Genomic DNA, 26,411 nt, shown 5'->3' on the forward strand with positions numbered 1-26,411 from the left:
CTGATCCCCCGCGGGGCATGCAGCAATCGCGCCGGCGGGTCAACAAGCCGCGACATCAAAGCAGTGAATCGCTGATCCCGATAAGTCCTTTGGAACATCCGCCGGTCTCGGTCCAAGGGCGGGATGAAGAGGACCTGTCTTGCCATCGATATAACGACAGTAAATACTCCAGGCAGGTCTGAAAGGGGGCTGCCGTGGAGACCAAGCGGCCCAATCCACCCAGTGAAGCTGCGCGTCGATGCGCCCATTGCGGTTTCGAGGTCCAGCCGGCTGCGCACTTTTGCGGCGGATGCGGGCGACCCCGAGCCCTGTCAACCCTATCCGATTACAGCGCCTTATCTTTCCTGCAATCAAAGGTGCCGGCCGGGCTGGTCGAACGGATATTGCGTTCGGGAAGCGCAATGCTGGGCGAGCGCAAGCAGGTCACCGTTCTGTTTGCAGACATTCGCGGTTCGACGGCCCTGATCGACAGACTCGATCCGGAGGAGGCGCTCGAGATCCTTGGCCCCGTGCTTCAGCTGCTGATGGACGCAATCCATCAGCACGATGGATTCGTAAATCAGGTTCGCGGTGATGGTGTCATGGCCCTCTTCGGGGCACCGATTGCAAGCGAGGATCATGCCGTTCAGGCGTGCCGCGCAGCCTTGGCGATGCAGGCCCGTATCGACCAACAAAATCGAAAAGGTGCCCATGACATCGCCCTTCGAGTCGGGATGAATTCCGGCGAGGTCGTCATTCACTCGATCGGCAACGATCTGGCAATGAACTACGACGCGGTGGGCAAGACCGTCCATCTGGCAGCCAGGATGGAAGAGCTTGCCACCCCGGGCACGATCCTGCTCACCGCCGCGACACACAGGCTCGCAAAGGGTTTCATATCGGCTGTTTCACGCGGGAGCGTTGCCGCCAAGGGCATCGCGGAGTTTGTCGAGACGTTCGAACTCAAGGCAATGCTCGCGACAACGCGCTGGCTGGCGCGGTCATCGCAAGGGCGGCAGAGCGTCTTGGTTGGTCGGCAAGCCGAGCTGCGCAGCCTCAGGAACACGCTGGAAAGTGTAGCAGACAGAAACGGTCAGGCGTTGACCGCGGTTGGCGCTGCCGGACTTGGAAAGTCGCGCCTGATCCACGATTTCATTAGAGATCTTCCTGATCGCTGGACGGTATTCGAGGCTGCTTGCGCGCCGCAGCGAACCAGGTCCAGCTACTACCCGATCAGCAATCTTATTCGAGCCGTGTTCGGCATCGCCCATGACGACGGTCCGGAGACAGCTGCCAGGCGAGTCGGAGAGGAGATCGGCCTGCTGGATCCGAACCTCTCGGCGTTTCTCCCCTGTTTTTTCGCATTACTCGACCTGAGTACCGACGATCAGGAGTGGAAGAATCTAGAGCCGTACGAGAAACGCCGGGAGACCATCGAGGCAGTCAAGGCTTTGATCCTCTCCCGAGAGCGACGCGCCCCGCTGGTTATTTTGATCGAAGACGTTCACTGGATGGATGCCGAGACAAAGCTCATCCTGCACAATCTCGTGAGCTCCCTCCGCGGTGCGCGGATCTTTCTGATCGTCACACAACGGCCGGAGGGCTGTTGGACGGATCGCGGCCTGATCCGACTCGATCTCTTGCCACTCGATGAAACGGCATCGGACGAGTTGCTCGATCGGCTCATGGGCGCCGACGTAACCCTCCTGTCGCTCAAAAAACGTATCCAAGCGCGGGCGCAGGGCAATCCCCTGTTCTTGGAGGAACTGGTTCAAGGTCTCGCAGAGACGGGGAACCTCGAGGGCCAACCCGGCAAGTATCGTCTCAGCAAACCCGCCGGACCAGTCGAGATTCCGCAGACGATTCACTCCGTGCTGGCGGCGCGCATTGATCTGCTGGATGCCTCACTGAAGACGCTCATCCAGACCTCCGCCGTCATAGGACCTGACATCTCCATCGCGCTGCTCTCTGGCATGCTCGGAGTTCCATCCACCGAGCTGGCTGACGATCTTCGAACGCTCGAGGCCGCGGATTTATTGCGCAAGGTCAGGGACGTCGCACCGGAATATTCCTTCAAGCACGATCTTACGCGCGAGGTCGCGTACGGCACGATGCTGCTCGGGCTCCGCCGATCGCTCCACGCCAAGGCGGTCGAAACGATCGAATCCCGCTTTGCGGACCGGATCGACGAACATATCGATCGGCTCGCCGAGCATGCGTTTTTGGCTGAACTCTGGGAGAAGGCCGTTCCCTACCAGCTGCGTAGCTGTCGGCGGGCGGTGCGGCGGGGCGCCAATCAGGACGCCATCGGAATTTTCCAGCGCGGCCTGGAGACGCTTTCGCATTGGCCCGCCTCGCCGGCCAAAACAAAAGCTGAGATCGATTTTCGACTCACCGTCGTGATTGCGCTCGAGCCGCTCGGTAAACACCGGCGCATTGCGGACGTGATGCGCGAAGCGCGCAGCCTTGCGGATGCTTCTAACGATCCGTTCCGGACCACTGCGGTAAACTGTCAGCTTGCCCTCGCGCTCTGGAGACTTGGCGATCACGGTGTCGCAATGACGGTTGCCGAAGAGGCGAGCGCCATCGCGCGCCAGATAGGCGATCCGGCGTTCATTTTTGCATCGCTCTTCATGGTCGGTATTGTCCATCACGAAACTGGTGCATTCGAGGAGTCGATCAAAATCCACGAAGGATGCTTTGCTTTCGAGTCCCCGGAGCTGGACAGCAAGCGTGCCGGCTGGGCCGCCTATCCGAGCGTGGTGCTGCGCACGTTTCTGACCGATTCGCTGATTGAGCTGGGCGAAATGGATCGCGCCGAAGCGATGGCGCAGCAGGCCATCAATCGCGCCCGGGAAGTCGATCACTTCTATTCTCTTGCCAATATCTCCCATGTTCTGGCGCGGTTGAGGACTGCACAAGGCCGACACTCGGAAGCGCTGTCGCTGTTGCAGGAATGCTGGCAGACGTGCCTCGACCTCGAAATCGTTCAGATGTATCCGATCTTCGCTGCCCGCATGGGCGAGGCATATCTGGCGGGCGGCGATGTCGACGCTGCCATCGAGATCCTTTCAGTGCCGGAACGGCTCGACGTCCCCTTGGCCGAGCATGCTTTCGGCTGGCGCTATCTCTTCGTCGCGCAAGGCAGGGCCTTTCTGGCGGCCGGCCGGCACGCCGAGGCCTACGCCGCCGCGAAACGGGCGCTGGCACTTGCGGAAGAGCGCGGAGAACCGCCGCAACAGGCTTATGCCTTAAAGCTTATGGGCGACATTGAGAGCTTGTCGGGCGGTCCCGATCGAAGCGAAGCAGAGCCGCACCTGCAGCGAGCGTTCGAACTTGCAGAGAAGTGCGGCATGCGGCCATTGGCAACGCTCTGCAGCGCCGCATTGTCAGGCCGCTACGTGCGATAAGCGGCTCGATGCTGTCAGAAGCGTTTCATCAGGCACCGACGCCGCCATGTCGCGTAGCGCTTGGATACCGGGCAGGAAGAAATAGGCGCCGCCGCGCACTTTGACGAATGGCGCCTTACGTCTGATATGCAGGTTCGTCGGCCGCCGCTGGATCGTGATCGGGCTCTCATCGTCGAAGTGGCTGATCGGGTCCGTTCCTGTATAGAGACCGCCAAAATGTGGATTGTTGATCCATGTGTGCTGGATCATCTCGAATTGCCCGGCGATGTCGGCATTGAGCGCAATGAACAGCATTCCCCTGCGGTCTTCTCCGTCCCCGGCACGGCCCGAAGGATCCCACCTCTTTCCATACGGTCGGCCGCGTCTGATGATGCGATGCATCTTTGAAAGACGTAGTGCTGTATCTGGATCCGATCCGAGAGAATCGCGCGGATTGGCGCGTCGCACATGCGCGCCAATCGGGCAAGCCAAGCCGGTCCGATCCTCATAGTGGTACAGAAAATCGTTTCGTACGCAGTCCTCTGGTGCATCGGTGCCGTCTTGGATTAAGGGCTTTCCGTCAGGTTCTCGGCCCATAAGGCGCGCCGCCACCCAATCCTTGGTCTTGCCCAGGTATGCGGCCAATCTCGACACAAAATCATCGAAGGCGGCAACATCCTGCTCCAGCTGGCGGAAAACGAGATAGGTGCCATTCAGCCGAATATCTCGTTTGGCGTGTGGGGCATTGCCGTTCATCGCTCCGCGATCACCGACGCGTTCATTGCGCTCATTCGGATAACCCAATACGAACTCGCCGGGCTTCACTTGAGATATCCGGGCCTGCTTCTCGTCGCGATGTCTGGGCCGCTTTCGTTGCGGAGCTCCCTCGATCAGAGGCTGCGAAATGCCGTCCTTGAAGCCGAAGTGCTCTTTGAAGTCGGGGTTGAAGTGCCCTTTGAGATCGAGCGGAATCCGTTGGGCGACACCCGCCATTTTTCGTGTCTCGGATTCGACCAGCTCCCGAAGCGAATCCTCGTCGGTGGCAAATAGCAACAGCAGGCCGTCTATCTCGCGCTGCTCGTGCCAACCTCCCCAGTCCCAGTATTGAGGCGAGCTTTCTCCGATATCTCCCAAGATACTTGAGCGCCTGGGAGCCCTTGTCTCATCACTTGGTAGCGGCGCCATGCCTTCGAGAAACTCGGGTGAGAAGCTGTTGAGAGTCGGTTCTCCTACGCCCAATTGCTGTAATCCCGTGGCCGTGAGCGCCAAGTTGATCGCCGAACGAGTGGTGCCCCGCCCTGCATGAGCTGCACCTGGCTCATCATCGCCGCCAGCACTCGCTCGCATCAGTCGTTCCGCCAAAGTCGCGAGCCACTGCCTCTTTGCGAGGCCGCTTTCAGTGTTGAAGCGCCACAACAGGTAAGCCGAATGGGGCAGGTCTCCGTATCCGCGCAGTACAATTGCCTGAACATCGTCCCATTGTACTTTTGCCATGGCGGGCTCACTCGTTCACAAGTTTTGGAAAACAGTGTCGATCTCTGGAGCGGTCGGTGATTTGCTCAAGGACCGTCTAAGCCGGCTATTGGCGTTGATGTTGACTACGCTCAACGCCAGGTATGCGCTGTACCACGCGATTGTCTCTATCTGGCTTTCGCGAACGTAAGCTTTGAACGGGCGTTCTGCCTGAGCGCCGCGCCAGAAGAGAAACCTGGTTTCGGGGAAACCATAGCTTCGCCCGTGCACCTTGACGAAAGTATTGGTCCAAATGGCGTTCAGACCTTTGACCGCCGTCATGTCGATAAATTCGTTCAGGTAACTTTCCCAGGCGCCGCCATAATTGTCCAAGAACAGCAGCCGTCGGCCGCGATCTATCAATACCCAACGGGCGGACAGGATGGTTGGAATGCCTCCGAGCTCGCCGCGGTTGTACCAGAAGCGGGACAGAAGACCAATGACGAAGAGCGCCCCTCGTAATAGGCAGATGCGGAACAGGCCAGGCTTGACACGAGTGACGCTTGCAAGGTGATTTTGGCGTGCGTTGTTGCCGCTTTCTTCTCTCGCATATTTCGCGGCGTTGACGCGAGCCCTCGCCATGAGCTCTGCGGGGTCGCCAAGTTTCCGTTTGTCTCGCCGCTCCCTCCTTCGTATCTCCAGAAAGAGGATGAAGCCGATCGCATATGCTGCCAGCGCTCCGATGACTCCGTAAGCGACAATCACCAGCGAGGCTTCAACCACAATCGTACAAAAATCGGCCAAATTGCCGTTAATTGTTAGAGGCAGGTAGCGTGCAATGACAAGGATGCCGAAGGCGACGGATATCGCGCGACCGAAGTTGACAAGGTCAAGCCGCAATCGCCGCTCCGCTTCTTGCCTGAGCGTCAGCTTCGTCAACCGGGCGGAAAGTTTCAGAGTGGTGGCGTAATGCTGCAGCACTAGCAACGCCAGCAAGACGACGCCCAGAAGGAACAGGCTCATAAGAAGGCTGCCGGATCCTGGCGACGTTTTCAAGGCCTCAAGAAAAGCCAGTGCGGTTGCTCCGGCAAGAAAGACCAACGTCCCGGATCTGAGAATGATTGCAATGTGCAGGAAAAAGCGCCGGGCAAAGGATTGATCGCGCGGGCGTTTGCTCGAGCCGCTGAGACGCAGCTCCCCAAAGCGAATAAGTATCCAGATGAAGCTCAGGCCCACTAAGGGGACCGCTGCCTGCAGCGCGACATCGAGCCAGGGGTTCTGAAGTACCGCAAGCTCAGCGGCTAGGATGGTGCCGAACTGGTTTGTCCATGCCAAGATAGCCAATATCGAACGGTTCATCGAGAATGGCCCCAGGCCGAACCGCGCGGCCAACGCCACACCGAAGCCACAGGCGGTTATCGCAACCAAAGCCAATGCCGCAGCGACGATCGCCCGGCGAAATCTCACTTCCCATGGCACCGGAGGCGGCTGTTCGGCCCAGCGATAATTCGTCTTGCTGCGTATGAAGCTGCGCACGTCTTCGAAAAGACCACTCAATCTCGGTGGGATCGTGCTCGTGACTGTTGAAAGATGTTCAACGATGGCTGTGCGAAGCCTGTGCTCGTCCTGGATCTGCACAGCCGAGCGACCGGGACTGCCGCAGAAGAACGTGTGGGCGCCCACATCATGGCGCAAGAGGAACTCTCTGGTGATGTGAGGGATGGCATGGCCCGAGACCGGATACCCGACACAATGGCTGTAAAGCTCGTGCATGCCATCGGGCGCGAGCCGCAGGAGATCAGAGAGAAAATCCTCCCTTGAGCCGTCAAATGTCGCTTCAAACACCAGATAGGCGTCAAATTCGTCTTCCTTGTCGAGAATACTGAAGCTGCAGAAGTGCAGTGTCGGGATCAGGTCGAACCTGAACTCGGGCGAGCATCGCGGACCGGACTTGGTGCAGGCCGGATCCACATGGTCACGAAGATATTCGCGGCAGCTATCGGCGCAGGAGTCCTTGATGGAGGTGATGATGGTGGTGTAGGCCGGCATTATTATTAACCCGCCGTAATAGTTATGAAATCGCGCGAACTTTCGAGAATGTCACAATCATTGATGATGCAGCAGGTCCTTCGTAAGCCAAGCGGCCACTCGCACCGGGCTTCCGGACCAAATCGGGAAGCAAGAGAAGTGCTCGGACAATTTCCATCAGTGCTGTCTCGGCAATATATCTGCCGAAACATTGTCGCGGCCCCTGTCCAAAGTGGAGATAGCTTTCCAGGGGACGCGAAGCCAAGAAATGCGATGGCTCGGGAAATACCTCCGGGTCAAACATCGCCGCCAGAGGCGGCGCTATCACGCGCGTACCGGCTGGTATCAGGCGAGCGCGCTTGGTGCCCGACGCAATAACCGTCTCGCGTGGGGTATCGCGGAGCAGAAGCGGAAGCATCGGCCGGAAGCGCAGCGCCTCATAGATGTAATGCCTTAGCGCGCACCGCGCTTGCTCTACACGGGCGTCCAGATTCTCGTCCAGATTATGCCGCTTCAAATCCTCCTGCCGCTCAAGCTCCCGCGCCGCCGCGCGTGCCTGGTTCAACGCGTCCGGGTGAGCCAGTAGCTGATCGACAGTATGGGCCGCGGCTCGCACGATTGTCGCCGCGCCGGTTGCAAGAAGTCCGGTCATGTAGCGACGAATCCAGTCTTCGTCGAACCATGCGTGCCTGGAGCCAGTTCGAAGCTGCCTCAACAGCCGGGTAAGAAGATCGTCCGGTAGCACCGCATCCGCAGTCTTGAGGGAAGCCGCCTTCCTTTCAAGTTCTGCCGACACATGACTGGTGATAACGGCGATGCTGTCCCGCGATTGAATCCAAGGCTTCGAGCCGACAGGAGGATTGACCATGATGATCCCGGCGAGATCGCGCATGATCTTTGCCATGCCGCGCTCGCGCCCGCCCGGCGGCGGAACGCCAAAATAATTCGAAGCAATACTGACTACGACAGGTTCGAAGAGATCGGCCACCACATCGATCTCGCCAGGTGCCGCATCGATTTGTTCCCGGCACCGCGCGGCGACTATTGCCCTTATCCTCTCGACGTCGGGCAGGGGGGCGACGACGCTCTGAAGTAGCTGCCTTTCGGCCGCGTGCTGGTCTGTCCAGTCGACCGTCATGAGAAATGCCCCCCAAGGCATCCCTGGTGCGATGGAATCGCCGAGGGTGAAATCCTCGAAGCGGTCGAGTACCTCCCGCACATCGCTGGCTTTGGTGACGAAGAGAGTCTTCTTGAATATCATCAGCGGTCGAACGCGCCGGAGGATTGCAAACGCGACCTTTAGAAACCAGAGGTGCGAAAGCGCACAGCAGAATATTCGGTAGCGGCGCAGGCGCAAAGCAAGAAGCGCGGATTGAACAAATCGCGCGGCCAATGATGCGCCCAAGGCAGGCCGATTCTGCGTGAAGCCCTGAGAGAGCGGCTTGGACACGTTTGAAATCATCGACACCCCTCAACTTTGCAGCAATTGCAGCTACGAATTAGGGCACCAAAGGCTAGACTATCATCCTCTCGATTTCTGTAGTGACCACATTCACGGGGCTACAAGCCTGGTCTCCCTGGGGCGCGCCGGGGCCGGCAGCAGATCTCAAGTACAATTTCTAGCGCAGTCCGTCAGCCCGCTGTTGTGAACTGGTTCACAGATAGGGAAGTATAATCGGTAGCCCCGATGGGCGATGATTTCGTCGAGCTTCTTGTCGTTTGCGGGGAGCAATCGCTCCTGCGCCGCCAGCTTCCGACTAACTCGCCATCTCGCACACCCGCCCGCCTTCACCCCGTCCGATGATCTCCGCGATCTTGCCGTCGACGATGTGGATGCGACGGTCGGCCCGGGCGGCGAGTGCTGGATCGTGGGTTACCACGATCACGGTCTGGCCCTGGTCGGCGATGTCGCGGAGGATCGAAAACACCTGTTCCGTCGATGCTGTGTCGAGGGCGCCTGTCGGCTCGTCGGCGACGATGATCTCGGGGCGGTTGGCAAGCGCGCGGGCGATCGCGACGCGCTGGCGCTGGCCGCCGGAGAGCTGGTTGGGACGCTTGTTGGCGTGCTCGCCAAGCCCAAGCGAACCGAGCAGCGCAAGGCCGCGCTCGCGCATCTCGCCTTCGGTCATCCTGCCGGCTGCGCGCATCGGCAGCAGCACATTGTCGAGCGAGGTGAACTCCGGCAGCAGGAAATGAAACTGGAACACAAAACCGCATTTGGTCAGGCGAACGTCGGCGCGCTCCGTCTCCGACAATTTCGAGGTCGGCTGGCCGCAGATCATAATCTCGCCTTCGCTGGGAGCATCGAGCAGGCCCAGGAGATAGAGTAGTGACGATTTGCCCGATCCCGAAGGCCCGGTAATGGCGACGAATTCGCCCCTGTTCACAGCAAGATCAATGCCGTTGACGAGGGTGTGCGAAACGACGCCTTCGATGCGGCGAACCAGCTCCACCGCTTGCAAAGCGACTTCGGTCATGATGCCCCCCGGATGATGTCGACTGGATGCACGCGCGTTGCCTTGCGTGCAGGGAAATAGGCCGCACCTGCGCAGCAGAGCAGCGAAATGCCGCCGGCGACCACATAGTGCATCGCAGAGTAATAGATCTGCAGCGGAACGGTCGTGCCGGTCAGCGGATTGAAGATCGTGATCTTCGACCAGCCGTAGCAGAGCAGGTAACCGAGGATCCACCCGAACAGGATGCCGACCACGCCGATAATGATGGATTCGATGATGAAAATCCGCCGCACCGCATACTCGCGCATGCCCAGCGATTTCATGATCGCGATGTCCTGACGCTTCTCGTGCGTGATCGTCGAGATGATGTTGTAGGTGGCAAAGGACGATGTCAGCAGCATCGCGCCCATCACGGTGAGCACGATGAAATCGCGCACGGTAAAGGTCGACAGCAGGTCGGCATTGGCTTCCTGCCAGGACACCGACCTGTAACCGGTCTGCGCTTCGACTTGCGCGGCAACCTTTTGCGCCGACATCGGATCGTTCAGCCGCAGCCGCAACTGGTTGACGACCCCGCTTTGCCCCATCATGAGCTGCGCCGTCCCGGCCAGCGAATAGATCTGGCTCTCATCGACGCGCTTCAAGCCGGAGCGAAACAGCCCGGCCACCGTCGAATTCAGTCGGGTGCCCTGGCCGCCGACCAGGAGGACGGTGTTGCCGGTTTTCACGCCGAGTTTTTCGGCGAGCGCCTCGCCGACGATGATGCCGTTCGGCGCGCGTGAAAGATCGTCGAGCTTTCCCTCGCGCATTTGCGAGCCGAGTTTCGAGACCTGCACCTCACGGCGAGGGTCGATGCCGGTCAAGGTGATTCCGATGCGGGCACCGCCATGATCGATGATCGCACTGGTCCCGACCGAGGGCGCCACGTCGCCGGGTATCCAGGAGCGCAGCGAGCTCATCACCGATTCCGGATATTTGATGCCGGGACGCTTGCCGACATTGGCGATGTCGGCCATTTGGACCGCCGCATATTCCTGCTCGGCGGGTTGCGTCGGCACGGAGCGCCGTTCATCATCGACCGTGATGTGCGGCATGGTGTCGACGAGCTGCCGCAGGAAATCGATCTGCGAGCCCTGCATCAGGCCGGCCATCATGATGGTGAAGCCGACGCCCATGGCGACGCCGGCCATACCCACCAGAGTCTGGCGTACCCGGGCGCTGACATGGGTCCATGCGATGTTGAACAGAAGTTTCACGGCGCTTACCGGCTGTTGCTGATGAGGTTGCGACGGGCGTCGTTGACGACGGAATCAATGTGGGCGGTCATGGCTGCCGAGATCACTGCATCATCAGGATCCGAAGGAGCCGTGGTGGCCGAAGCTACGGCGACAGATTCGGGTGTCCCGGCTGGCTGATCGGTCGGTTCACTCGTGGGCGCCGGCTCCACAGCTTTGGCCGAGTTGCTGTCGATACGAATCCTGGCGCCATCGGCGAGATCGTTGCGGGCGGGCGAAAGCACAGGCGTGCCCTTGGATATGTCGCCGAGGATCTCGACGTTGCGGTTGCCGCGGATGCCGACCGTCACCGGCACACGTTTGATCCGGCCGTCATCGACCATCTGAACCGAACCGGCCGCGACGGCCTCTGCCGGTACGACAATGGCCGCCTGCTTCTCGCGGAAGATGATATTGACCTCGGCCGACATGCCAATTCGCAGCGGCGTATCCTGTGGCAGCCGCAAATAGACGCGGAAGGTTTTGCGGGTCGGGTCGCCCTTCGGCGTGATCTGGGAGACCGTGGCGCGCAGGGCCCTTCCGGGGAAAGCCTCGCTTCGCAGAAAAGCCTTCTGGCCGGCCGCGATGCGGTTGATTTCCTCCTCATTGATTTCGGCTACGACCTGCATCGGCGCAGGCGGTCCAACCCAGAACAAGACGTCGGTGGGGCCGGCGATCTCGCCGACCTCGCCGTCGCGCCGCAGCACCATGCCGTCGAGCGGAGCTCTCAGCAGCAGCGAATCGAGACGTACCTTCTGCGCGGCGATCCGCGATTTTGTTTCCTCGAGCTTGGTCCAGCGCTGCTCGTATTCGGTGCGCGCGGCGTCGCTCTTGTCGCGATCCTTCTCGGCGCGCGCCAGATCGCGTTCGAGCTGGCCGCGATTGATCTCCATCTGATCCAGCGCGCTGCGCTCCTCGGCGTCGTCCTGGCGGCCGAGGACCTGACCGGCCTTCACCACCTGTCCCTCGCATCTGCAAAGCTCGACCAGCCGGCGGCGCTGCAACGGCACCACTTTGGCCCAGCGCTCGGGCTCGACGGTGCCGGTTCCGTAAACCGCTTCGGAAACCGGGGCGAGGCTCGCAATGCTGGTGGTCACCAACGGTGCACGAAGCAAGTGGGGATAGGCGTAATAGCCAGCCCCTGCCGTGGCGACGGCCAGAATTCCGGTTGCGATCAGATGCTGCAGTTTCATGGCGCGCGTCCCCTGACTTAGAAGCCAAACCGCTTGCGCAGGCCCGATGGAACCTGGTCGAGCAGATCACGAACATCTTCTTTCCTTGCATGCTTCATTGGAGCTGCCGATGAGGCCTTGGGAGATGTCGGCAATACCGTGATGTTGGACGGCGCCGGCTGCGAGACAGCAGGCGGCGGCGTGGCGGCGGGCGCTGACTGCACGACGGCGGGTGGAGGTGGAGGCGCGGCCGGCGCGGGTTGGTCCGAGTTGTCTAGCGCTCTTTCGATTTTCGAAGCCTTGTCAGAAGCCTTGACGGAGTCCCTGGGCGCGCCGGCAATCCGAACGGCGCGCCATTCTCTTGCGGCCACCACGGCACGGCCGATCTCGTCGCTCGTCATCTTCTTCATGAGAAGGGACATCAGTTGCCGCGCACCGTTGCGGTCCTCGTCGAGCTTGCTCGCGGAAGCGACGATGTGAGCCCAGGAATAGGCCTTCACATTATCCTTCGCTACGCCGCGCCCGCTCGCGTAGAGGCCGGCAACGATCAGCATGGCGTGCGCATGCCCCTGATCGGCCGCGCGCAAGGTCCAGCGAAATGCCTCCTGGTCGCTGCGCGGACGACCGACGCCTGACGAATAGAGCGCCCCGAGATAGAACTGGGCCTCATCATCGCCCGCTTGCGCTGCCTGCTCGTAGCGAGTGGCCATGTCCCGATCGGACGCGGCGTCGGCGAGAGCTGCGTGGGGGTCCGTCAGCACAGCGAGGCAGCAAGCCATAACGACGACGGCTCGCTTCATGGGCCTCGAAATCGCGTCACGAACGCCCGGCTGCCATGAGCGGATTGAGACTGGATCGATCGATGGGAAATTCAGAATGCGCCACATTGCGTACACGCCTTCAGCTTGTGTCTTTCGCCCCAGAAGCGTTCTAAGCCGCGCTTGGCCACAGCACCTCTCGCGAACAAAAGCCTAGCTCATTCGCGCGCTGACAAATGTGCGACCCATCACATATCCAGCTCGCCGTGGCTGGAACCTAAGGCGTGGCGCCTAACGTGAATGCGTTGGTGCAATTGCGACCAAGATGGTCGACTTCAGGACGCAGTATTGGCAGGATTGCTCCTGGAGCTGCCAGCATGTCTATCGGCGAACTCTTCATTCTCGGCTTCTTCGGCAAGATCGTTCCGGATTGGCTGAAGGAATTTGCGGCCCGCTACGGTCTCGGCGGGGTGATCCTGTTTGATTATTCCTGTCGGACGCGAGAATACGACAACAACATTGAATCGCCTGAACAGGTGCAACGCCTCTGCGCGGAGATATCAGCGCTGCCGTCGGGACCGATGGTGTTCATCGACCAGGAAGGTGGATTGGTGCGGCGGCTGAAGGAAAGCCGCGGGTTTGCGCCGCTTCCCAGCGCGAGGGAATTCAATCTCCTGGCACCGGATCAAAAGCACGCGATCCTCACCACGAGCTTTGCCGAGATGCGGCGGCTCGGCATCCACTATGATGTCGCGCCGGTCATCGATGTCGACTACAATCCCGACAACCCCAATATCGGTAGGATCAAGCGTTCCTATTCCGCCGACATCGCTGAGGTGGAAGCCAATGCGTTGCTGGCAAGCGAGGTGGCGCGGGCGCAGCGCATCGGCTTGTGCCTGAAGCATTTCCCTGGCATCGGCGGCGCGGTGGTGGATTCGCATCAGGAATTCATGGATATCTCCAAAACCCTTCGCGGTGAGCAGGAAGAGCTATTCTATTCGCTTGCGCCAACAATGTTCGGCGATGCGGTGCTGGTCAGCCACGCCATCGTCAGACAATGGGACGACCATTGCCCGATGACGCTGTCGGCGCTGGGGCTTGGCCGCTTGCGCAAGCGCCTTCCGGATACGCTCTTGATCACCGACGACATGCAGATGCAGGGATTGCAGAAGGCGTTAGGCACGCGGGAAGCCAGCCTGCAATCGCTCAAAGCCGGCATGGACATGCTCTGCATCGGCAACAATTTGTTCGATCAGGAACAGGAGATGGCCGGGATTGCCGAATACATCGCAGACAGCCTGCGCGAGGGAACCTTGTCCGGTTCGGCGATCGAGAGATCGATCGCGCGTGTCGGCAAGCGAAAGGCGCTCCTGACGGCCTGACGCATGCCCCCAAAATCCGAAGCATACCAGGCGGACAATGTGTTGCGTTGCCAGGCCGTTGAGACTACAAGCGCTTTTTCAGCGGAAAGACCGACGATGGCCCATAATTTCGCGATCAACGACGACGTCCATCACCAGCAGCAGGGGCCTCAGGGGCGCGCCGTGGCGAAGGAACGAAGCGTCTACACCATCGTTTCCTGCCTGCCGATCGAAGCCGACGGCCGCCCGCGCTATCGCATCAGGAGCAAATCCGAGAATGTCGAGCGCGTCGTGACCGAGGAGCAGATCTCCAGGCTCGGCTGACCTCAAGCCTACCGCGCCTTCTCGTGCGCTGCGGTGCCGATCGCCTTGTGATCGTAGGTCGGATAGAACCCGGTGCGTAGTCTTGGCCTCACTTTCCGGCCGAACGATCTCTCAGCCGAACGTATCCGTTAGTGCGATGCCGCGAGCATGCCGTCGCGCGGAATGGGCGTCGAGGCGGAGAGATGCCCGGGCGCCGACGGGAAACACATCGAGACGGTTGAGAGCTATTAACAAAGCAAATGCCGTCACCGTTAAAGTACGGGCTGGCGCGCTACGGGATTCATGCTCGGACCATGGGTTTCGGCCGAAATCATCTGATTTCGGATAGTTTCAGCCCGATTCAGTCCGGCGGCGAGACGCGCCGGCGGATTTCTCCGTATTCTTACCGGTTAAGAAATTAACCATGAAAGAGGGTGGGGTCGATAAATTAGTTATATGTCGGGACAAGATCATAGCGCCGCTGATTCGCACTTCACGAAGTGGATGGAAAACCTCACACCTCTCGAAGAGAATCCTGAGATCGTCCAGCTATCCGCCGCGCGCTCGCGTGCCGCGGAAGAGGCGGCAGCGGCGATCGCCCGGCAGTTGAACGGACCGCTGACGGCGCTGCTGCTCTACATGAATGAGATCAAGCAGCACAGCCACCAGCTTTCGCAAGGATCCGGCAACCGGCTCTACCTGCAGCAGGTGGTGGAGAACGCGCTTCAGCAAACCGAACGCGTCTGCGCGCTGGTGAAGCAGATGTCGGACAATCATCCGACGTCCGACGGCGTTCGCAAGCAGGCGGGCGAGGGCCAGGCCGGCCGCTCCGCGGATGGCGCCCGCAGGCCGGGCCTGATGTTGGCCCCGGGGTCAGGCCAGAAGCCTCTGACCAGGCGCGAGCGCGAGGTGCTGAGCCTGATCAGCGAAGGTTGCTCCAACAAGCAAGGCGCTTTGCGGATGAATATCAGCCCAAGGACATTCGAGAGCCATCGCGCCGAGGCCATGCGCAAGCTTGGCGCCCGCAACACCGCGGATCTGGTTCGCAAGGCGCTGCTGCAGCCCGCCTGATTCTTCCCGAGGCGATGCCTGCGATGCGCGGCTGATCGGCGCGGCTTTGCGCCGCCGGAATCGGGAGGCTTGCGCGCCCGGCTCAGACCCGTCGCCGCGTTCAGGCGGAAAGGAAAGGCTTGGATGCCCAGAAGGCCGAGCTTGCAGGTCGACGACCAGTGGCGCCTAGGTTGTGGCAGCGGGCTCAAGCTCAACATGGCCAAGCAGGCATGAGCGCAGCGTTTCGATCTCCGGACAATCCGCTGTGCCGAGCGGGCCGATCAGAAAGCCACTCTCTATAGGTTCGCACCTATAGCCAGGATACCGCCGCAGCCTTTCCGCGATCACCACATCGACCTTGCCCTCGAGCAGTTCGTCCAAGCCCGCCGGCTGGCTGAGGCGAATGGCTACCTGCGGCTCGGCCTGGCGGAACTGCGCCAGGCGCGTCCGCAATCCATCAAGGTCGAAACCCGCATGTACCCCGATATGCAGCAGACTTGTGACGCCCTCAGGCCTGAGTTCGGCAGTGGCGTCGGCGAGGCAACGAAACGCCTGACGTACCCGCGTCAGATAGGTTTCCCCGGCAGAAGTCAGGATCACCTGCCGCGTTCGCCGCTCGAATAGTTGCACACCTAACCGCTCCTCCAGCAGGCGGACCTGCTGGCTGACGGCACCGGCAGTGACGTGCAGCTCGTGGGCGGCCTGCTTGAAGCTGAGATGGCGGGCGGCGGCCTCAAAGGCGCGCAGGGCATTGAGTGGCGGCAGCAGATACGTCATGGCCGAGTCCGGTGCTATGCGACAGGGCCGCAGGGTGCATGAGTTTCGCTCGTTCTACAAAAGAGAAATCCTGCTTTGTCGCGGGTTAAGGCAGGCCGTACCTATGGCCGACTTAGACGCAAGCCTCGAGGAAGCCTGCCATCGTGCCGCCTGAACTGCCGTCGATCGAGACTTCATATTCCTGGACTCGCCTCGTTGTCTCCATCACCCTCAGCACACTTGGTTGCGTGGGCATGTGGTCTCTCGTGGTGGCGCTGCCGGCAGTGCAAGCCGATTTCAACGCGCCTCGCGCCGACGCGACGCTGCCCTATACACTCACTACCATCGGCTTCATGATCGGCGGCATCATTGTCGGCCGATTGGCAGATCGATTCGGCATCTTGCCGCCCCTCGCCGGGGGCACGATCCTGATGAGTCTCGGCTACGTCCTCACTGCGTCCGCTCCGAGCCTGCTCGTCTTCGCGGTTGTCTCCGGCGTCACGATCGGCCTCGGCGGCGCGGCGAGCTTCGCGCCCTTGGTGGCCGACGCCTCGCTTTGGTTCGATCGGCACCGCGGCCTTGCCATTTCCCTGGCTACCGTCGGCAGCTCCCTTGCCGGCGTGGTCTGGCCACCAATCATTCAACACTTCATCGCTGCGGTCGGCTGGCGGCAGACCCATATCGGCATCGGCCTATTCTGCCTGGCGACGATGCTGCCGCTCTCGCTGGTTCTGCTGCGGCGGCGGCCGGTATTCCACAAGGCTACGCCCGAAGCGGCGAGCACCGGCAGTACCCACCAAGCCATAGGCCTGGCTCCGAGCGTTACCCAAAGTTTGCTGGGCTTCGCCGGCCTGTGCTGCTGCGTCGCCATGTCGATGCCGCAGGTCCACTTGGTCGCCTACTGCGGCGATCTGGGATACGGCCCTGCGCGCGGCGCCGAGATGCTCGCGGTCATGCTCGGCTTTGGTGTGGCGAGCCGTCTGATCTTCGGCTGGGTGTTGAACTTCATCGGCGGGCTGCCGACCTTGCTGGTGGGCTCGGCGATGCAGGCCATCGCCCTCGCGCTTTATCTGCCGTTCAACGGGCTGGTCTCGCTCTACGTCGTTTCCGCCATTTTCGGCTTGGCGCAGGGTGGCATCGTTCCGAGTTATGCGGTGATCATTCGCGAGCTGTTCCCGGCGCAGGAGGCCGGTCTTCGCGTCAGCCTCGCCATCTCGGTCACTCTCGCCGGCATGGCGCTAGGCGGCTGGCTGGCCGGTGCGATCTACGACTGGACCGGCTCCTATGCAGCGGCGCTGGTCAATGGCATCGCCTGGAACATCATGAACATGGCGATCGCAGCCTGGCTGCTACACCGGCGCACGCTGCCGAGGCGATTGGCGGCAAGTCGACAACAGATATTGTCGGCTTGACGCGGAGCCTGCGCGTCAACCGGCGAGATCATGCAGCATCGATCGGGCTGCGGCTTCCAAAAAAGCGTTCCGCAATTCGCTAGCGTATGTCGTCACAGGCGGCATCTCCTTTTGCACGATTAGTAAGCCATACGGATAACTATTATTGACAGCCCTCGGGCGCGTAAATATAGTTAGCCGTATGGATAACTTATCATCGAGTCTTGACCTTGTGTTCGGCGCTCTTGCGGACCCAACCAGAAGAGCGCTCCTTGAGCGTCTGGGCGAGGGCGAGGCCTCGATCGGGGAACTCGCCCAACCATTCGACATGGCGCTGCCGAGCCTTATGAAGCACGTCCGGGTGCTTGAGGCCGTCGGTCTCGTGGAATCTCAGAAGAGTGGGCGCGTTCGCACCTGCCGGTTGAAGCCGGCCGCCATGACCGACGCTGAACGTTGGCTGGCTGAGCAGCGTGCGGTTTGGGAGGCGCGCCTGGATCGGCTCGAGGCTTATGTGAAGACAATTGAGAAGAAGCCCCGGAAGCGAAGGTCGAAACGATTGAGTTCCGCAAGCGGCGGGCGCCCCTCGCTGCGGCCACGATCTCCGGGAGTTCGAAAGCGTCATTGACACTCCTGTCACATGCCCATCCGAATCTAAAGGATTTGATCATGACCTCGTCCACCAACGCCGCGCTCTCGCAATGGGCGCTCGATCGCGAAATCGTTCTCTCGCGGGTAATAGATGCGCGGCGCGACGTTGTGTTTTCTGCCTGGACCGACCCGAAACATCTGCCGAACTGGTTCGGGCCAACCGGTTTTAAAATCGAGACCAAGGAGATCGACATATGCGTCGGCGGTCTGTGGCGCTTCGACATGATCGCACCTGATGGCCAGCGCTTCACCAACCGGATGATATTCCGTCGTATCGAACGACCGACTCTGATCGAGTTCGATCACGGAATGGACAGCGATGACGATCCGGGGCGGTTCCGGACAACCATCACTTTCGACGAACAGAGCGACAGCAAGACCGTGATTACGTTGCGTCAGTTGCATCAAACCAAGGCGCAGCGCGACGCGGGCATCGGCTTCGGTGCAGTCGAGTATGGTTACCAGACGCTCGAAAAGCTCGCGCGCCATGTCGATGCCCTGAAGGGCTGAAGCAGAGGAGACACGCAATGCGACGTTTGGTGGTTTGGAACGCGATGACGCTCGACGGCTATTTCGAGGGTAAAAGCCCGTGGGACCTCGGCTTCCTTGAGACGATCTGGGGAGACGAGTTGGAGGCGTTCTCGCTCGAGCAGGGCAGGGAGATCGGCACGCTGCTTTTCGGACGGCGGACCTATGAGGGCATGGCCAGCCACTGGGCCACAGCGACCGGGGCGGTGGCCGACATGATGAACTCGGTCGAAAAGGCGGTAGCGACCCGCACGCTCGACAAGGCGACATGGAACAACACGCGGCTCCTGAAGGGGGATGCGGTCGAGGCGGTCAGGGGTCTCAAGGCGGAGGACGGCAAGGACATCTACGTGTTCGGCAGCGCGGATCTGCTCGCCTCGCTCCTTTCCGCCGGACTCGTCGACGGATACCGCGTTTGCGTCGCCCCGGTGGTACTGGGCGGGGGCAATCCCCTCTTCAAGCCGCAGGACCAGCAGGTCAAGATGTGTCTCGAAAGCGCGCGCCCGCTCAAGATCGGTGGGGTGATCTTGACTTATGCAGTGGGCGGGTAGCGAACGGGCCGCGACAGGTCGGGCTCTCCGACGGACTTGAATCATCATCGCATCAGGGCGGAGAAGATCGCAGCAATGGCGGCATTCGGCGGAAATACCGCGCCACGGCCGATGAAGGTGGGCACTACTCGTTCGCCGTGGCGCTATGACCGAACCATGCGGATCTGCGATAGACCGCGATTGTGCTGCTCGGCGCGCTGACCTTCTTCGCCTGGCTGCAAAACCGCGCGATCCGTGCGCTTGCCTGGTGGAGCGGCGCCGTGCTCGACGTCACGCCGGCCAACCTTCTGATTCCGTCGCCCAAACAAGCACGGCGCGCAATGAAACGGGCGGCAGCCTGACATCAGCACGTAAATTGTCGGAACGTAGAGTAGCGGCATGGTCCCTGTCCGGTCGCAGGCGCCCCATACCAAATCCGTGCTTGCGATAGTTGGTAAACGTCGTCGTAACGGCCTCCGAATTCTTCGGATGCAAGAGCCGTGTCTGCACCCAACTTGGCCGTTGTTTGCTATGAGACGCCATATGCGTCGATCGACCGACGGTAATGCGCGCGAGTAGCAGGCGAAGTTCATCGCAATCATCGAGCGTCCCGCGGCCGGCCATGTGCGTTGGGAACTGCCACTTTCCATTTCCCCTGGCGACCGCGCGCGAGGCTGGCGCTGTCGATGCGGATGTGATCGCCCAGAAAGTCGATGAACGCGCGCACACGGGCAGGCAGAGGACCGCCCTGGCCTAGATAGACGGCATGAATATCTTCGCAGTCACCTGGATTGAAATCTTCCAGAACAGGCACGAGACGGCCCGCCTCGATATCGGGACCGATATGAAACAGGGCAAGGCGCGCAAGCCCCGCGCCGCCGAGAGCGAGAAGCCGCGCGGCCTCGCCATCGCTTGCCCGCGCAACAGGCGGAGGTGACAATGACTCAATGCCTTTGCCCTTACGAAACGGCCAGCCCTCGACGATGCGCGAGAAGGTCCAGCCGATGCCTTTATGGCGCGCAAGATCGCCTGGAGTGCGAGGAGCTGCGTGCCGCGCAAGATAGTCCGGCGATGCCACAACGGCCATTCGGCTCGTACCGAGCTTGCGCGTCACGAGGCTCGATTCCCGAAGCGGGCCCACACGTATGGCGATGTCGGCGCGCTCTTCCAACAGGTCGATGACCGTGTCCGAGAGCATGATGTCGAGGGTGACCTCTGGGTTCTGTGCAAGGAAGAGAGGCACTAGCGGCATCACGTGACGCATCCCGAACGGGACGTTGCTATTGACCCGGAGATGGCCGCGGGGACAGGCGCCGGCCGATGCCTCGCGCTCGGCCTCATCCATATCGGCTAGAATTCGCATGGCCCGGTCGTAGAAGGCTTGCCCCTCGGGCGTGAGCTGCAGCTTACGCGTTGAGCGGTTGATGAGGCGTGTGCTGAGCCGCGCTTCGAGCCGCGACACAAGCTTGCTGACGCCCGAAGGTGTCAGCTTGAAGTCGCGTGCCGCCGCAGTGAATCCGCTGAGGTCGACGACCCGCACGAACACTTCCATCTCGGCGGCACGGTTGGTTTCGAGGCGAGGCATGATGAATTCATCTCATAAATGAATGGAATTGTCGCCCTCTAGTTCCAGATGACGCAACGCACCATTATTGGCCGGTCACTGCTGGTCCGGGAGCCGAAACCATGCCTGTTGCCGTCCTCGCCCTTACCGCTGGCGCCTTCGGTATCGGCACGACCGAGTTCATCATTATGGGTCTGCTGCTACAGGTCGCGGCCGACATGCAGGTCTCCGTCTCGACCGCCGGCCTGTTGATTTCCGGCTACGCGCTCGGGGTTTTCGCCGGCGCACCGATCCTGACGCTCGCCACGCGCAGAATGCCGAGAAAAACGGTGCTGCTGGGGTTGATGGCAATCTTCACGCTCGGAAATGCCGCTTGCGCAGTCGCGCCCAGCTATGCCGCGCTGATGGCGGCGCGCGTTCTGACCTCGCTCGCGCACGGTACCTTCTTCGGCGTCGGGTCGGTTGTGGGGACAGGGCTTGTCGCAAAAGACAAGCGGGCCTCGGCGATCGCGATGATGTTTACGGGCCTGACGGCCGCCACGCTGCTTGGTGTGCCTTTCGGTGCCTGGTTCGGCCTGTTGTTCGGCTGGCGGTCTGCGTTCTGGGCCGTGGCGGCGATCGGCGTCGTCGCGTTCATCGTGCTTGCCCTGCTTGTGCCGAACCATGTGGGCCGCAACGACGAGAACACTTCGCTGCGCGAAGAGCTGACGGTGCTCGCCCGGCCACAGGTGCAGCTCGGGTTGGCGATGACCGTGCTTGGCTTCGCCGGTCTTTTCACCGTCTTCACCTATATTCAGCCGATCCTCACCAAGATCACCGGGTTTTCGGAAGCCGCTGTCTCGCCGATCCTCCTCGTATTCGGTGTCGGGCTGTCGGTCGGCAACATCGCTGGGGGGCGGCTTGCAGATCGTGGCTTGCCGCGTGCTCTGCTCGGAACCCTTGCCGGTCTCGTCGTCGTCCTCGTCGTGCTTGCGCTTGCGCTCTCCGCCAAGGCGCCGGCCGTGCTGCTGGTCGGCCTGCTCGGCGCGGCAGCTTTCGCTACCGTCGCGCCGCTCCAGATTCGCGTGATCGAGAAGGCAGGAGCGGCCGGGCAGAACCTTGCTTCCAGCCTGAACATCGCCGCCTTCAACCTTGGCAACGCGCTCGGCGCCTGGGTTGGCGGCGTGACCATCGATCGCGGTCTTGGCCTCGCCGCCTTGCCGGTGGTCGCAGCGGTTATCACGACCCTCGGTCTCGCGCTGGCATTCTGGAGCCTGCGGCTCGACCGGAGGTCCGCAACGCCGATCACGTGTCCCGCAGAATAGGAGTGTAGATCATGGAATATCGTAATCTCGGCGCCTCGGGTTTGAAGGTGCCGGTCCTGAGTTTCGGCGCAGGCACGTTCGGCGGCCAAGGCCCGCTCTTCTCTGCCTGGGGCCGCTCGAATGCCGAGGAAGCACGGCGGCTGATCGACATCTGTCTCGACCGCGGAGTTACGCTGTTCGACACTGCCGATGTCTATTCGAACGGCGCGTCCGAAGAGATACTGGGTGCAGCGATCAAAGGCCGCCGCGACAAACTATTGATCTCGACAAAGACAAGCTTGCCGATGGGTGATGGTCCGTTTGACGCCGGCTCATCTCGTCGCCGCCTGCTCGGCGCCATCGATGCGTCCCTGAGAAGGCTGGGCACGGACTACATCGACCTGCTGCAGCTCCACGCATTCGATGCGGGCACACCCATTGCAGAAGTGCTCTACACGCTCGATGTGTTGGTGCGTGCCGGCAAGGTGCGCTATGTCGGCGTCTCCAATTTCTCCGGCTGGCAGGTGATGAAATCACTCGACTTAGCCGGGCGTCACGGCTGGCCGCGCTATGTGGCGCATCAGGTCTACTATTCCCTCGTCGGACGCGACTACGAATGGGAGCTGATGCCGCTTGGGCTCGACCAGGGCGTTGGTGCTCTGGTGTGGAGCCCGCTCGGTTGGGGCCGGCTCACCGGCAAGCTCCGGCGTGGTCAGCCACTGCCGAAGGACAGTCGCCTTCACGAGACGGCGCAATGGGGCCCGCCGGTCGAGGACGAGCGGCTCTATCGCGTGATTGATGTCTTGGACGAAGTCGCGGACGAAACCGGGAAGAGTGTGCCGCAGATTGCGATCGCTTGGCTCCTGACTCGGCCGACCGTTTGCTCGGTGATCGTCGGCGCCCGTAACGAGGCACAGCTCCGCGACAATCTTGGTGCGGTTGGCTGGTCGCTGAGCGAGGAGCAGATACGGCGGCTGGACGCGGCCAGCGGCGTCATGCCGGCCTATCCCTATTATCCGTATCGGACTCAGGCTGGATTCGCCCGTCTCAATCCCAAGCCCGTATGATCCTGCGCGATCGGGCTGCCGTTCAGCAGAAGTCTTCCATCAAGGAGCGATTGCGCGCCGCGGGCCGCGACGAGCGCGTCGGCTTGGGCTCTTCCGGGATGATCGTGATGGTCCACGCCGCCGGAACGCTCGACTTGCTTTCCACGATCGATCGAACGTGGCCAGTGACCGCCGATCCGGCCGAGCGCACAATTGCAGTCCTGCCATTGAACTGGGCGATACGGAGACGCCGCACTTCTTTCTGATCGCTCGTTTCAAACGTGAACATGAGGGCACTCCCTTGGTCCACGCAACTATCCTCAGTCAACGTTATCCGGAGGTGAAAATCTCAAACCGTAGTAGTACGGCTAACTGCGCGTCTGCGGTGCGCAGCGCGCTTTCCGGGATGATGATATCAGCCGGCTGCGTCGGGAAACACCGCTTCCATCTTGGTCTTCAGCGTTGCGGCGTTGAACGGCTTGACGATGTAATTGTTGACGCCGGCCTTCTTCGCGGCGATCACGTTTTCGGTCTTGGATTCGGCGGTGATCATGATGAACGGCGTCTTGGAGAGTTCCGGGCTGGCGCGGACTTCCCTGAGCAGGTCGTAACCGGTCATCGGCTCCATGTTCCAGTCGGAGATCACGAGGCCGTATCGCTTGGTCTGCATCTTGGCGAGCGCAGCCGATCCATCGCTGGCCTCGTCGACATTCTCGAATCCGAGCTGCTTGAGAAGGTTGCGGATGATGCGGATCATGGTGCTGTAGTCATCGACCACCAGGATCGGCATCGACAGATCAAAAGCCATGGTCGTACTCCGCGCAAACAATATGCCGCCGAACCAAGGTGAATGCGCGTTGCACGCGAAAGAGTCTCGAACCCGCACCCGTCAGCACCGTGACAACTATCAGGGCTCGTTGAACAGCGCGTTAAGCGCCCGTGGGACTGAAACGTCGCAGAAGCCGCGATTGGCCGTAGTATTACGGTGAAGTAGAGGACCGCCGCAATCTTTGCGCGCAACGGCGATGCGATGCGTATCTCAGATCGGGCTGCCGCCGTGGTCGATGGCAGGAAGCGATTACGCAGCCTCGCTGTGGATGCGCGGATGCAGCAGCCTCGTGTACTGCGCCTTGACCGTCGCGTAGCATTCGCAGGACGTCTTGATCAGACCGTCCGCGTTGGTGATTTCGATATGCCCCCGGCTGTAGTGGATGAAGTCCGCCTGCTGCAGCGTATGGGCCACCAGCGAAACGCTGTTGCGCCGTGCGCCGATCATCTGGGCCATCGCTTCCTGGGTCAGGACCAGCTTGTCGCTGCCGGAGAGGTCGCGTGTATGCAACAGGCATCGCGCCAGCCGGGATTCCACCGTATGCGAGGCATTGCAGCCGGCGGTCTGCTGGATTTGCGCATAGACGGCGAGGCCATGCCGCGTCAGTGCGGTACGCAACGTCGCGCTCTGGTCGGCGGCAGCACGAAGCTGGTCGAGATCGATCGTCGAGGCCGCGCCCGGCACCAGCACCACGGCGGTATTCAACGCCACGGGGTCGCCGAGGGCAGCGAATGCACCGAAGATGCTGTCGCGGCCGATCATCGCGATCTGGACGTGCTCGCCGCGCGCGAGCTTCACGACCAGCGAGATGACGCCCTTGTGCGGAAGATACGCACGCTTGAGCGTTTCGTCGACTTCGACCAGCACCATTTCCTGGCTGAGATCGGTGGCGCGCAGATGCGGGCGGATCAATTCGAAATCGTCCGCGGTCAGCGAGGACAAAAATCCATTCGGAGAACGAGGGGCTGAATCCAAAGCAGTCTCCTGCCTTACGGCCAAGCCGGTCTCTGCCGTCTGCTGTCTACAGTCCGAACTGCAGGATGATCCTTGCACATTATATTAGCAAGAAAAACTGGCGAACGAGATTGATGGCGCCGGCGCATCGGCCCGGCCAGGTGGGCTTTGACCCGCTCCGACGCTTCGCGCTGCAAGCACAGCGATGCGAACTCACCGCCGGCAACCTTGCGAACATCTTCGAAGCAGCGGCCGCGGCGAGTTGCCGTGTGGCAGGCTGGCTACAAATTCCCAATCCGATCAGCCCAGGTTGTGGAACTGACCTTATACACTGTAGAGGGCAGACAGAGCGGCCGGTTTTCGACGGAGATGCGATAGTGCACTGGTTCGCAAGATTATTATCGCACGATCGGCCGGCGGGTTCCCCTTATGAAACCGCAGGACCGGTGGACGGAGCGCGTCCTACGCCGCGAGGAGATGGGTCATGCGTCGCATCTTGGTGGTCGATGACGATCCCATGGTCTGCACGGCCATCGAGGTCTATCTCGAACGTCACGGCTTTGAGGTGACGGTAGCCGATGGCGGCGAAGCCGGGCTCCGTGCGCTGGAAGACACCGGCTTCGACCTGATGCTCGTCGATATCTTCATGCCGCACATGCGCGGCTTCGAATCGATCAGGATTTTTCACGAGCGTGCGCCGGCGATCCCGCTCGTTGCAATGTCGGGATACGCCTTTGCCAATCTCGACTCGCCGGCGCCGGATTTCTTGCGCATGGCGCTTGAGCTCGGTGCCGCGCGCTGCCTGCGCAAGCCGTTCACGCCGGAGGCTCTGCTGGCGGTCGTTAACGAATGTCTCGCCGAAGCCCGGTCCCATTTCCTAGGTGTCGTTCAGTCGGACTAGCTGCCAGCCGGTCCAGCGTCATCGCGATGCGCGTTGGCAATCTCTTCGATGCGATCGAGTGTTCCATCGAACGTCGTGCAGTCATCAGTGCCTCTCGCGATTGATCGACGATGCCGTATCCGCAGTCGGAAGGCCTGCAATGAAACCGCGGCCTGCGTCGGTAAGATCTTGTTTACCATAAATGAAATTGGCTAAGGGTTTCTTGGTCTCGCATATTTGTACGGAGCGGCATGTCGATCATCGGTACCGGCAGCGCGCTCTCGTCGCTCGGACTCACCGGTAACCCCAGAGCCGGCACCAGCTTCACCGCCAACCGCACTGCGGCCCCCGGCCGCCTCTCCGGCAAAACCTTGACCTTGCGGCCTGACCGCTTCGATCTTCGCCGCGCGCTCTTCCATAAAACCGCCAGCCGGTGACGTCGCCCGTTTATCGTCGAGGCTCTCAGCTGTCGTTGCCGCGTCCCGGTCGGCGCCCCGAGCACGCCGGTGCGCCAGCTCGTAACGACATTATTCACCTTATCCGTATTAGCACGGACAGTGAAATTAACGTGGCTATGAAACCCGAAAGGTTATGCCTGAGAGGCGACCAGTTTCTGAATCTTTGGAAGGCGTGCTCATATGGATGACCTGTTGCGGGAGTTCCTGACGGAGACCAATGAGAGCCTGGATACGGTCGACAATCAGTTGGTGCGGTTCGAGCAGGACCCGAGCGACGCGAAGATCCTGGATAACATCTTCCGCCTGGTCCACACCATCAAGG

General features: G+C 61.1%; 27 protein-coding genes. 14 read left to right on the forward strand and 13 right to left on the reverse strand.

Annotated features, from left to right (window positions below; translation table 11 throughout):
* Positions 1-401: 401 nt before the first annotated feature.
* A complete protein-coding gene (locus KJQ96_RS29795) occupies positions 402-3,389 on the forward strand; it encodes an adenylate/guanylate cyclase domain-containing protein (RefSeq protein ID WP_213289927.1) in 2,988 nt (995 codons plus the stop codon).
* Here the strand turns inward: KJQ96_RS29795 and KJQ96_RS29800 are convergent.
* The 7 genes from KJQ96_RS29800 to KJQ96_RS29830 all read right to left on the reverse strand — a co-directional run bounded on the left by KJQ96_RS29800 (position 3,369) and on the right by KJQ96_RS29830 (position 12,460).
* Positions 3,369-4,862, reverse strand: a complete 1,494-nt coding sequence (locus KJQ96_RS29800; RefSeq protein WP_213289928.1) for a peroxidase — start codon at positions 4,860-4,862, stop codon at positions 3,369-3,371. The two genes, KJQ96_RS29795 and KJQ96_RS29800, sit on opposite strands and share 21 nt — an antisense overlap.
* A gap of 15 nt (positions 4,863-4,877) precedes the next feature.
* Positions 4,878-6,869 carry a hypothetical protein gene (locus tag KJQ96_RS29805; protein WP_213289929.1) on the reverse strand — a complete coding sequence of 664 codons (1,992 nt, stop codon included), beginning with the start codon at positions 6,867-6,869 and terminating at the stop codon, positions 4,878-4,880.
* A gap of 22 nt (positions 6,870-6,891) precedes the next feature.
* Complete coding sequence (locus KJQ96_RS29810) at positions 6,892-8,310, reverse strand: cytochrome P450 (RefSeq protein WP_213289930.1); 1,419 nt, start codon at positions 8,308-8,310, stop codon at positions 6,892-6,894.
* A 295-nt stretch (positions 8,311-8,605) separates the two neighbouring features.
* The gene (locus tag KJQ96_RS29815; protein ID WP_213289931.1) at positions 8,606-9,325 is read right to left on the reverse strand and encodes an ABC transporter ATP-binding protein; all 720 of its coding nucleotides are present in this window, start codon (positions 9,323-9,325) and stop codon (positions 8,606-8,608) included.
* Positions 9,322-10,560: an ABC transporter permease gene (locus KJQ96_RS29820; protein WP_213289932.1), complete on the reverse strand. Its 1,239-nt coding sequence runs from the start codon at positions 10,558-10,560 to the stop codon at positions 9,322-9,324. Before KJQ96_RS29820 ends, KJQ96_RS29815 begins: the two co-directional genes overlap by 4 nt.
* Before the next feature lie 5 nt (positions 10,561-10,565).
* Positions 10,566-11,771, reverse strand: a complete 1,206-nt coding sequence (locus KJQ96_RS29825) for an efflux RND transporter periplasmic adaptor subunit (RefSeq protein ID WP_213289933.1) — start codon at positions 11,769-11,771, stop codon at positions 10,566-10,568.
* 17 nt (positions 11,772-11,788) lie between these two features.
* On the reverse strand, positions 11,789-12,460 hold the full coding sequence (locus tag KJQ96_RS29830; RefSeq protein ID WP_213289934.1) for a tetratricopeptide repeat protein: 672 nt from the start codon (positions 12,458-12,460) through the stop codon (positions 11,789-11,791).
* A gap of 425 nt (positions 12,461-12,885) precedes the next feature.
* On the opposite strand from KJQ96_RS29830, the gene KJQ96_RS29835 reads away from it, so the two are divergent.
* From KJQ96_RS29835 to KJQ96_RS29845, 3 genes are all read left to right on the forward strand, one after another.
* Entirely contained in the window at positions 12,886-13,890 is a 1,005-nt protein-coding gene (locus KJQ96_RS29835) for a glycoside hydrolase family 3 N-terminal domain-containing protein (RefSeq protein ID WP_213289935.1), read from the forward strand.
* A 96-nt stretch (positions 13,891-13,986) separates the two neighbouring features.
* Positions 13,987-14,193, forward strand: coding sequence for a hypothetical protein (locus KJQ96_RS29840; RefSeq protein ID WP_028348539.1), 207 nt, complete (start codon positions 13,987-13,989; stop codon positions 14,191-14,193).
* A 483-nt stretch (positions 14,194-14,676) separates the two neighbouring features.
* On the forward strand, positions 14,677-15,243 hold the full coding sequence (locus KJQ96_RS29845) for a response regulator transcription factor (RefSeq protein ID WP_375293217.1): 567 nt from the start codon (positions 14,677-14,679) through the stop codon (positions 15,241-15,243).
* 165 nt (positions 15,244-15,408) lie between these two features.
* On the opposite strand, the gene KJQ96_RS41675 is transcribed toward KJQ96_RS29845, so the two are convergent.
* A complete protein-coding gene (locus tag KJQ96_RS41675) occupies positions 15,409-15,999 on the reverse strand; it encodes a LysR family transcriptional regulator (RefSeq protein ID WP_213289937.1) in 591 nt (196 codons plus the stop codon).
* A 112-nt stretch (positions 16,000-16,111) separates the two neighbouring features.
* The gene (locus KJQ96_RS41815; RefSeq protein ID WP_309142484.1) at positions 16,112-16,234 is read right to left on the reverse strand and encodes a hypothetical protein; all 123 of its coding nucleotides are present in this window, start codon (positions 16,232-16,234) and stop codon (positions 16,112-16,114) included.
* Between KJQ96_RS41815 and KJQ96_RS29855 the strand changes: the two genes are divergently transcribed.
* The 5 genes from KJQ96_RS29855 (at position 16,203) to KJQ96_RS29875 (ending at position 19,437) form a co-directional block, all read left to right on the forward strand.
* The gene (locus KJQ96_RS29855) at positions 16,203-17,390 is read left to right on the forward strand and encodes an MFS transporter (RefSeq protein WP_309142483.1); all 1,188 of its coding nucleotides are present in this window, start codon (positions 16,203-16,205) and stop codon (positions 17,388-17,390) included. The two genes, KJQ96_RS41815 and KJQ96_RS29855, sit on opposite strands and share 32 nt — an antisense overlap.
* 181 nt (positions 17,391-17,571) lie before the next feature.
* Positions 17,572-17,994 (forward strand): helix-turn-helix transcriptional regulator, encoded by a 423-nt coding sequence (locus KJQ96_RS29860; protein ID WP_213289952.1) that lies wholly within the window; start codon positions 17,572-17,574, stop codon positions 17,992-17,994.
* Between the two features lie 41 nt (positions 17,995-18,035).
* Entirely contained in the window at positions 18,036-18,527 is a 492-nt protein-coding gene (locus KJQ96_RS29865; RefSeq protein WP_213289938.1) for an SRPBCC family protein, read from the forward strand.
* Positions 18,528-18,544: 17 nt separating this feature from the next.
* Positions 18,545-19,096 carry a dihydrofolate reductase family protein gene (locus KJQ96_RS29870; protein WP_213289939.1) on the forward strand — a complete coding sequence of 184 codons (552 nt, stop codon included), beginning with the start codon at positions 18,545-18,547 and terminating at the stop codon, positions 19,094-19,096.
* 182 nt (positions 19,097-19,278) lie between these two features.
* Positions 19,279-19,437 (forward strand): hypothetical protein, encoded by a 159-nt coding sequence (locus tag KJQ96_RS29875; RefSeq protein ID WP_213289940.1) that lies wholly within the window; start codon positions 19,279-19,281, stop codon positions 19,435-19,437.
* Positions 19,438-19,673: 236 nt separating this feature from the next.
* Here the strand turns inward: KJQ96_RS29875 and KJQ96_RS29880 are convergent, their stop codons facing one another.
* The gene (locus tag KJQ96_RS29880) at positions 19,674-20,660 is read right to left on the reverse strand and encodes a LysR family transcriptional regulator (RefSeq protein ID WP_213289941.1); all 987 of its coding nucleotides are present in this window, start codon (positions 20,658-20,660) and stop codon (positions 19,674-19,676) included.
* Between the two features lie 101 nt (positions 20,661-20,761).
* Here KJQ96_RS29880 and KJQ96_RS29885 point away from each other — a divergent pair, with 101 nt between their 5' ends.
* Together KJQ96_RS29885 and KJQ96_RS29890 are read left to right on the forward strand one after the other, a co-directional pair.
* Positions 20,762-21,943, forward strand: a complete 1,182-nt coding sequence (locus tag KJQ96_RS29885; protein ID WP_213289942.1) for an MFS transporter — start codon at positions 20,762-20,764, stop codon at positions 21,941-21,943.
* Positions 21,944-21,954: 11 nt separating this feature from the next.
* A complete protein-coding gene (locus KJQ96_RS29890; RefSeq protein WP_213289943.1) occupies positions 21,955-22,989 on the forward strand; it encodes an aldo/keto reductase in 1,035 nt (344 codons plus the stop codon).
* Between the two features lie 22 nt (positions 22,990-23,011).
* Here the strand turns inward: KJQ96_RS29890 and KJQ96_RS29895 are convergent, their stop codons facing one another.
* From KJQ96_RS29895 to KJQ96_RS29905, 3 genes are all read right to left on the reverse strand, one after another.
* Positions 23,012-23,257 carry a hypothetical protein gene (locus KJQ96_RS29895; RefSeq protein ID WP_213289944.1) on the reverse strand — a complete coding sequence of 82 codons (246 nt, stop codon included), beginning with the start codon at positions 23,255-23,257 and terminating at the stop codon, positions 23,012-23,014.
* 126 nt (positions 23,258-23,383) lie between these two features.
* Positions 23,384-23,776, reverse strand: a complete 393-nt coding sequence (locus KJQ96_RS29900) for a response regulator (RefSeq protein ID WP_213289945.1) — start codon at positions 23,774-23,776, stop codon at positions 23,384-23,386.
* A 270-nt stretch (positions 23,777-24,046) separates the two neighbouring features.
* The gene (locus KJQ96_RS29905; RefSeq protein ID WP_213289946.1) at positions 24,047-24,772 is read right to left on the reverse strand and encodes a Crp/Fnr family transcriptional regulator; all 726 of its coding nucleotides are present in this window, start codon (positions 24,770-24,772) and stop codon (positions 24,047-24,049) included.
* Between the two features lie 463 nt (positions 24,773-25,235).
* Here KJQ96_RS29905 and KJQ96_RS29910 point away from each other — a divergent pair, with 463 nt between their 5' ends.
* The 3 genes from KJQ96_RS29910 to KJQ96_RS29920 form a co-directional block, all read left to right on the forward strand.
* A complete protein-coding gene (locus KJQ96_RS29910) occupies positions 25,236-25,652 on the forward strand; it encodes a response regulator (protein WP_213289947.1) in 417 nt (138 codons plus the stop codon).
* 230 nt (positions 25,653-25,882) lie between these two features.
* Positions 25,883-26,068 carry a hypothetical protein gene (locus tag KJQ96_RS29915; RefSeq protein ID WP_213289948.1) on the forward strand — a complete coding sequence of 62 codons (186 nt, stop codon included), beginning with the start codon at positions 25,883-25,885 and terminating at the stop codon, positions 26,066-26,068.
* 201 nt (positions 26,069-26,269) lie between these two features.
* The coding region (locus KJQ96_RS29920) for an Hpt domain-containing protein (RefSeq protein WP_213289953.1) at positions 26,270-26,411 on the forward strand (142 nt) is incomplete at its 3' end.

Source organism: Bradyrhizobium sp. sGM-13 (assembly GCF_018398875.1).
Classification (GTDB): domain Bacteria; phylum Pseudomonadota; class Alphaproteobacteria; order Rhizobiales; family Xanthobacteraceae; genus Bradyrhizobium.

Bases quoted from the DNA above. Each gene is read 5' to 3' on its own strand.
- KJQ96_RS29845 (WP_375293217.1), top strand. From the start codon at position 14,677: ATGGAAAACCTCACACCTCTCGAAGAGAATCCTGAGATCGTCCAGCTA.
- KJQ96_RS29870 (WP_213289939.1), top strand. From the start codon at position 18,545: ATGCGACGTTTGGTGGTTTGGAACGCGATGACGCTCGACGGCTATTTC.
- KJQ96_RS41815 (WP_309142484.1), bottom strand. From the start codon at position 16,234: ATGCCCACGCAACCAAGTGTGCTGAGGGTGATGGAGACAACGAGGCGA.
- KJQ96_RS41675 (WP_213289937.1), bottom strand. From the start codon at position 15,999: ATGACGTATCTGCTGCCGCCACTCAATGCCCTGCGCGCCTTTGAGGCC.
- KJQ96_RS29865 (WP_213289938.1), top strand. From the start codon at position 18,036: ATGACCTCGTCCACCAACGCCGCGCTCTCGCAATGGGCGCTCGATCGC.
- KJQ96_RS29810 (WP_213289930.1), bottom strand. From the start codon at position 8,310: ATGATTTCAAACGTGTCCAAGCCGCTCTCTCAGGGCTTCACGCAGAAT.
- KJQ96_RS29795 (WP_213289927.1), top strand. From the start codon at position 402: ATGCTGGGCGAGCGCAAGCAGGTCACCGTTCTGTTTGCAGACATTCGC.
- KJQ96_RS29890 (WP_213289943.1), top strand. From the start codon at position 21,955: ATGGAATATCGTAATCTCGGCGCCTCGGGTTTGAAGGTGCCGGTCCTG.
- KJQ96_RS29910 (WP_213289947.1), top strand. From the start codon at position 25,236: ATGCGTCGCATCTTGGTGGTCGATGACGATCCCATGGTCTGCACGGCC.
- KJQ96_RS29840 (WP_028348539.1), top strand. From the start codon at position 13,987: ATGGCCCATAATTTCGCGATCAACGACGACGTCCATCACCAGCAGCAG.
- KJQ96_RS29900 (WP_213289945.1), bottom strand. From the start codon at position 23,776: ATGGCTTTTGATCTGTCGATGCCGATCCTGGTGGTCGATGACTACAGC.
- KJQ96_RS29885 (WP_213289942.1), top strand. From the start codon at position 20,762: ATGCCTGTTGCCGTCCTCGCCCTTACCGCTGGCGCCTTCGGTATCGGC.
- KJQ96_RS29800 (WP_213289928.1), bottom strand. From the start codon at position 4,862: ATGGCAAAAGTACAATGGGACGATGTTCAGGCAATTGTACTGCGCGGA.
- KJQ96_RS29830 (WP_213289934.1), bottom strand. From the start codon at position 12,460: ATGGCCACTCGCTACGAGCAGGCAGCGCAAGCGGGCGATGATGAGGCC.
- KJQ96_RS29880 (WP_213289941.1), bottom strand. From the start codon at position 20,660: ATGCCTCGCCTCGAAACCAACCGTGCCGCCGAGATGGAAGTGTTCGTG.
- KJQ96_RS29835 (WP_213289935.1), top strand. From the start codon at position 12,886: ATGTCTATCGGCGAACTCTTCATTCTCGGCTTCTTCGGCAAGATCGTT.
- KJQ96_RS29825 (WP_213289933.1), bottom strand. From the start codon at position 11,771: ATGAAACTGCAGCATCTGATCGCAACCGGAATTCTGGCCGTCGCCACG.
- KJQ96_RS29815 (WP_213289931.1), bottom strand. From the start codon at position 9,325: ATGACCGAAGTCGCTTTGCAAGCGGTGGAGCTGGTTCGCCGCATCGAA.
- KJQ96_RS29895 (WP_213289944.1), bottom strand. From the start codon at position 23,257: ATGTTCACGTTTGAAACGAGCGATCAGAAAGAAGTGCGGCGTCTCCGT.
- KJQ96_RS29915 (WP_213289948.1), top strand. From the start codon at position 25,883: ATGTCGATCATCGGTACCGGCAGCGCGCTCTCGTCGCTCGGACTCACC.
- KJQ96_RS29860 (WP_213289952.1), top strand. From the start codon at position 17,572: ATGGATAACTTATCATCGAGTCTTGACCTTGTGTTCGGCGCTCTTGCG.
- KJQ96_RS29805 (WP_213289929.1), bottom strand. From the start codon at position 6,869: ATGCCGGCCTACACCACCATCATCACCTCCATCAAGGACTCCTGCGCC.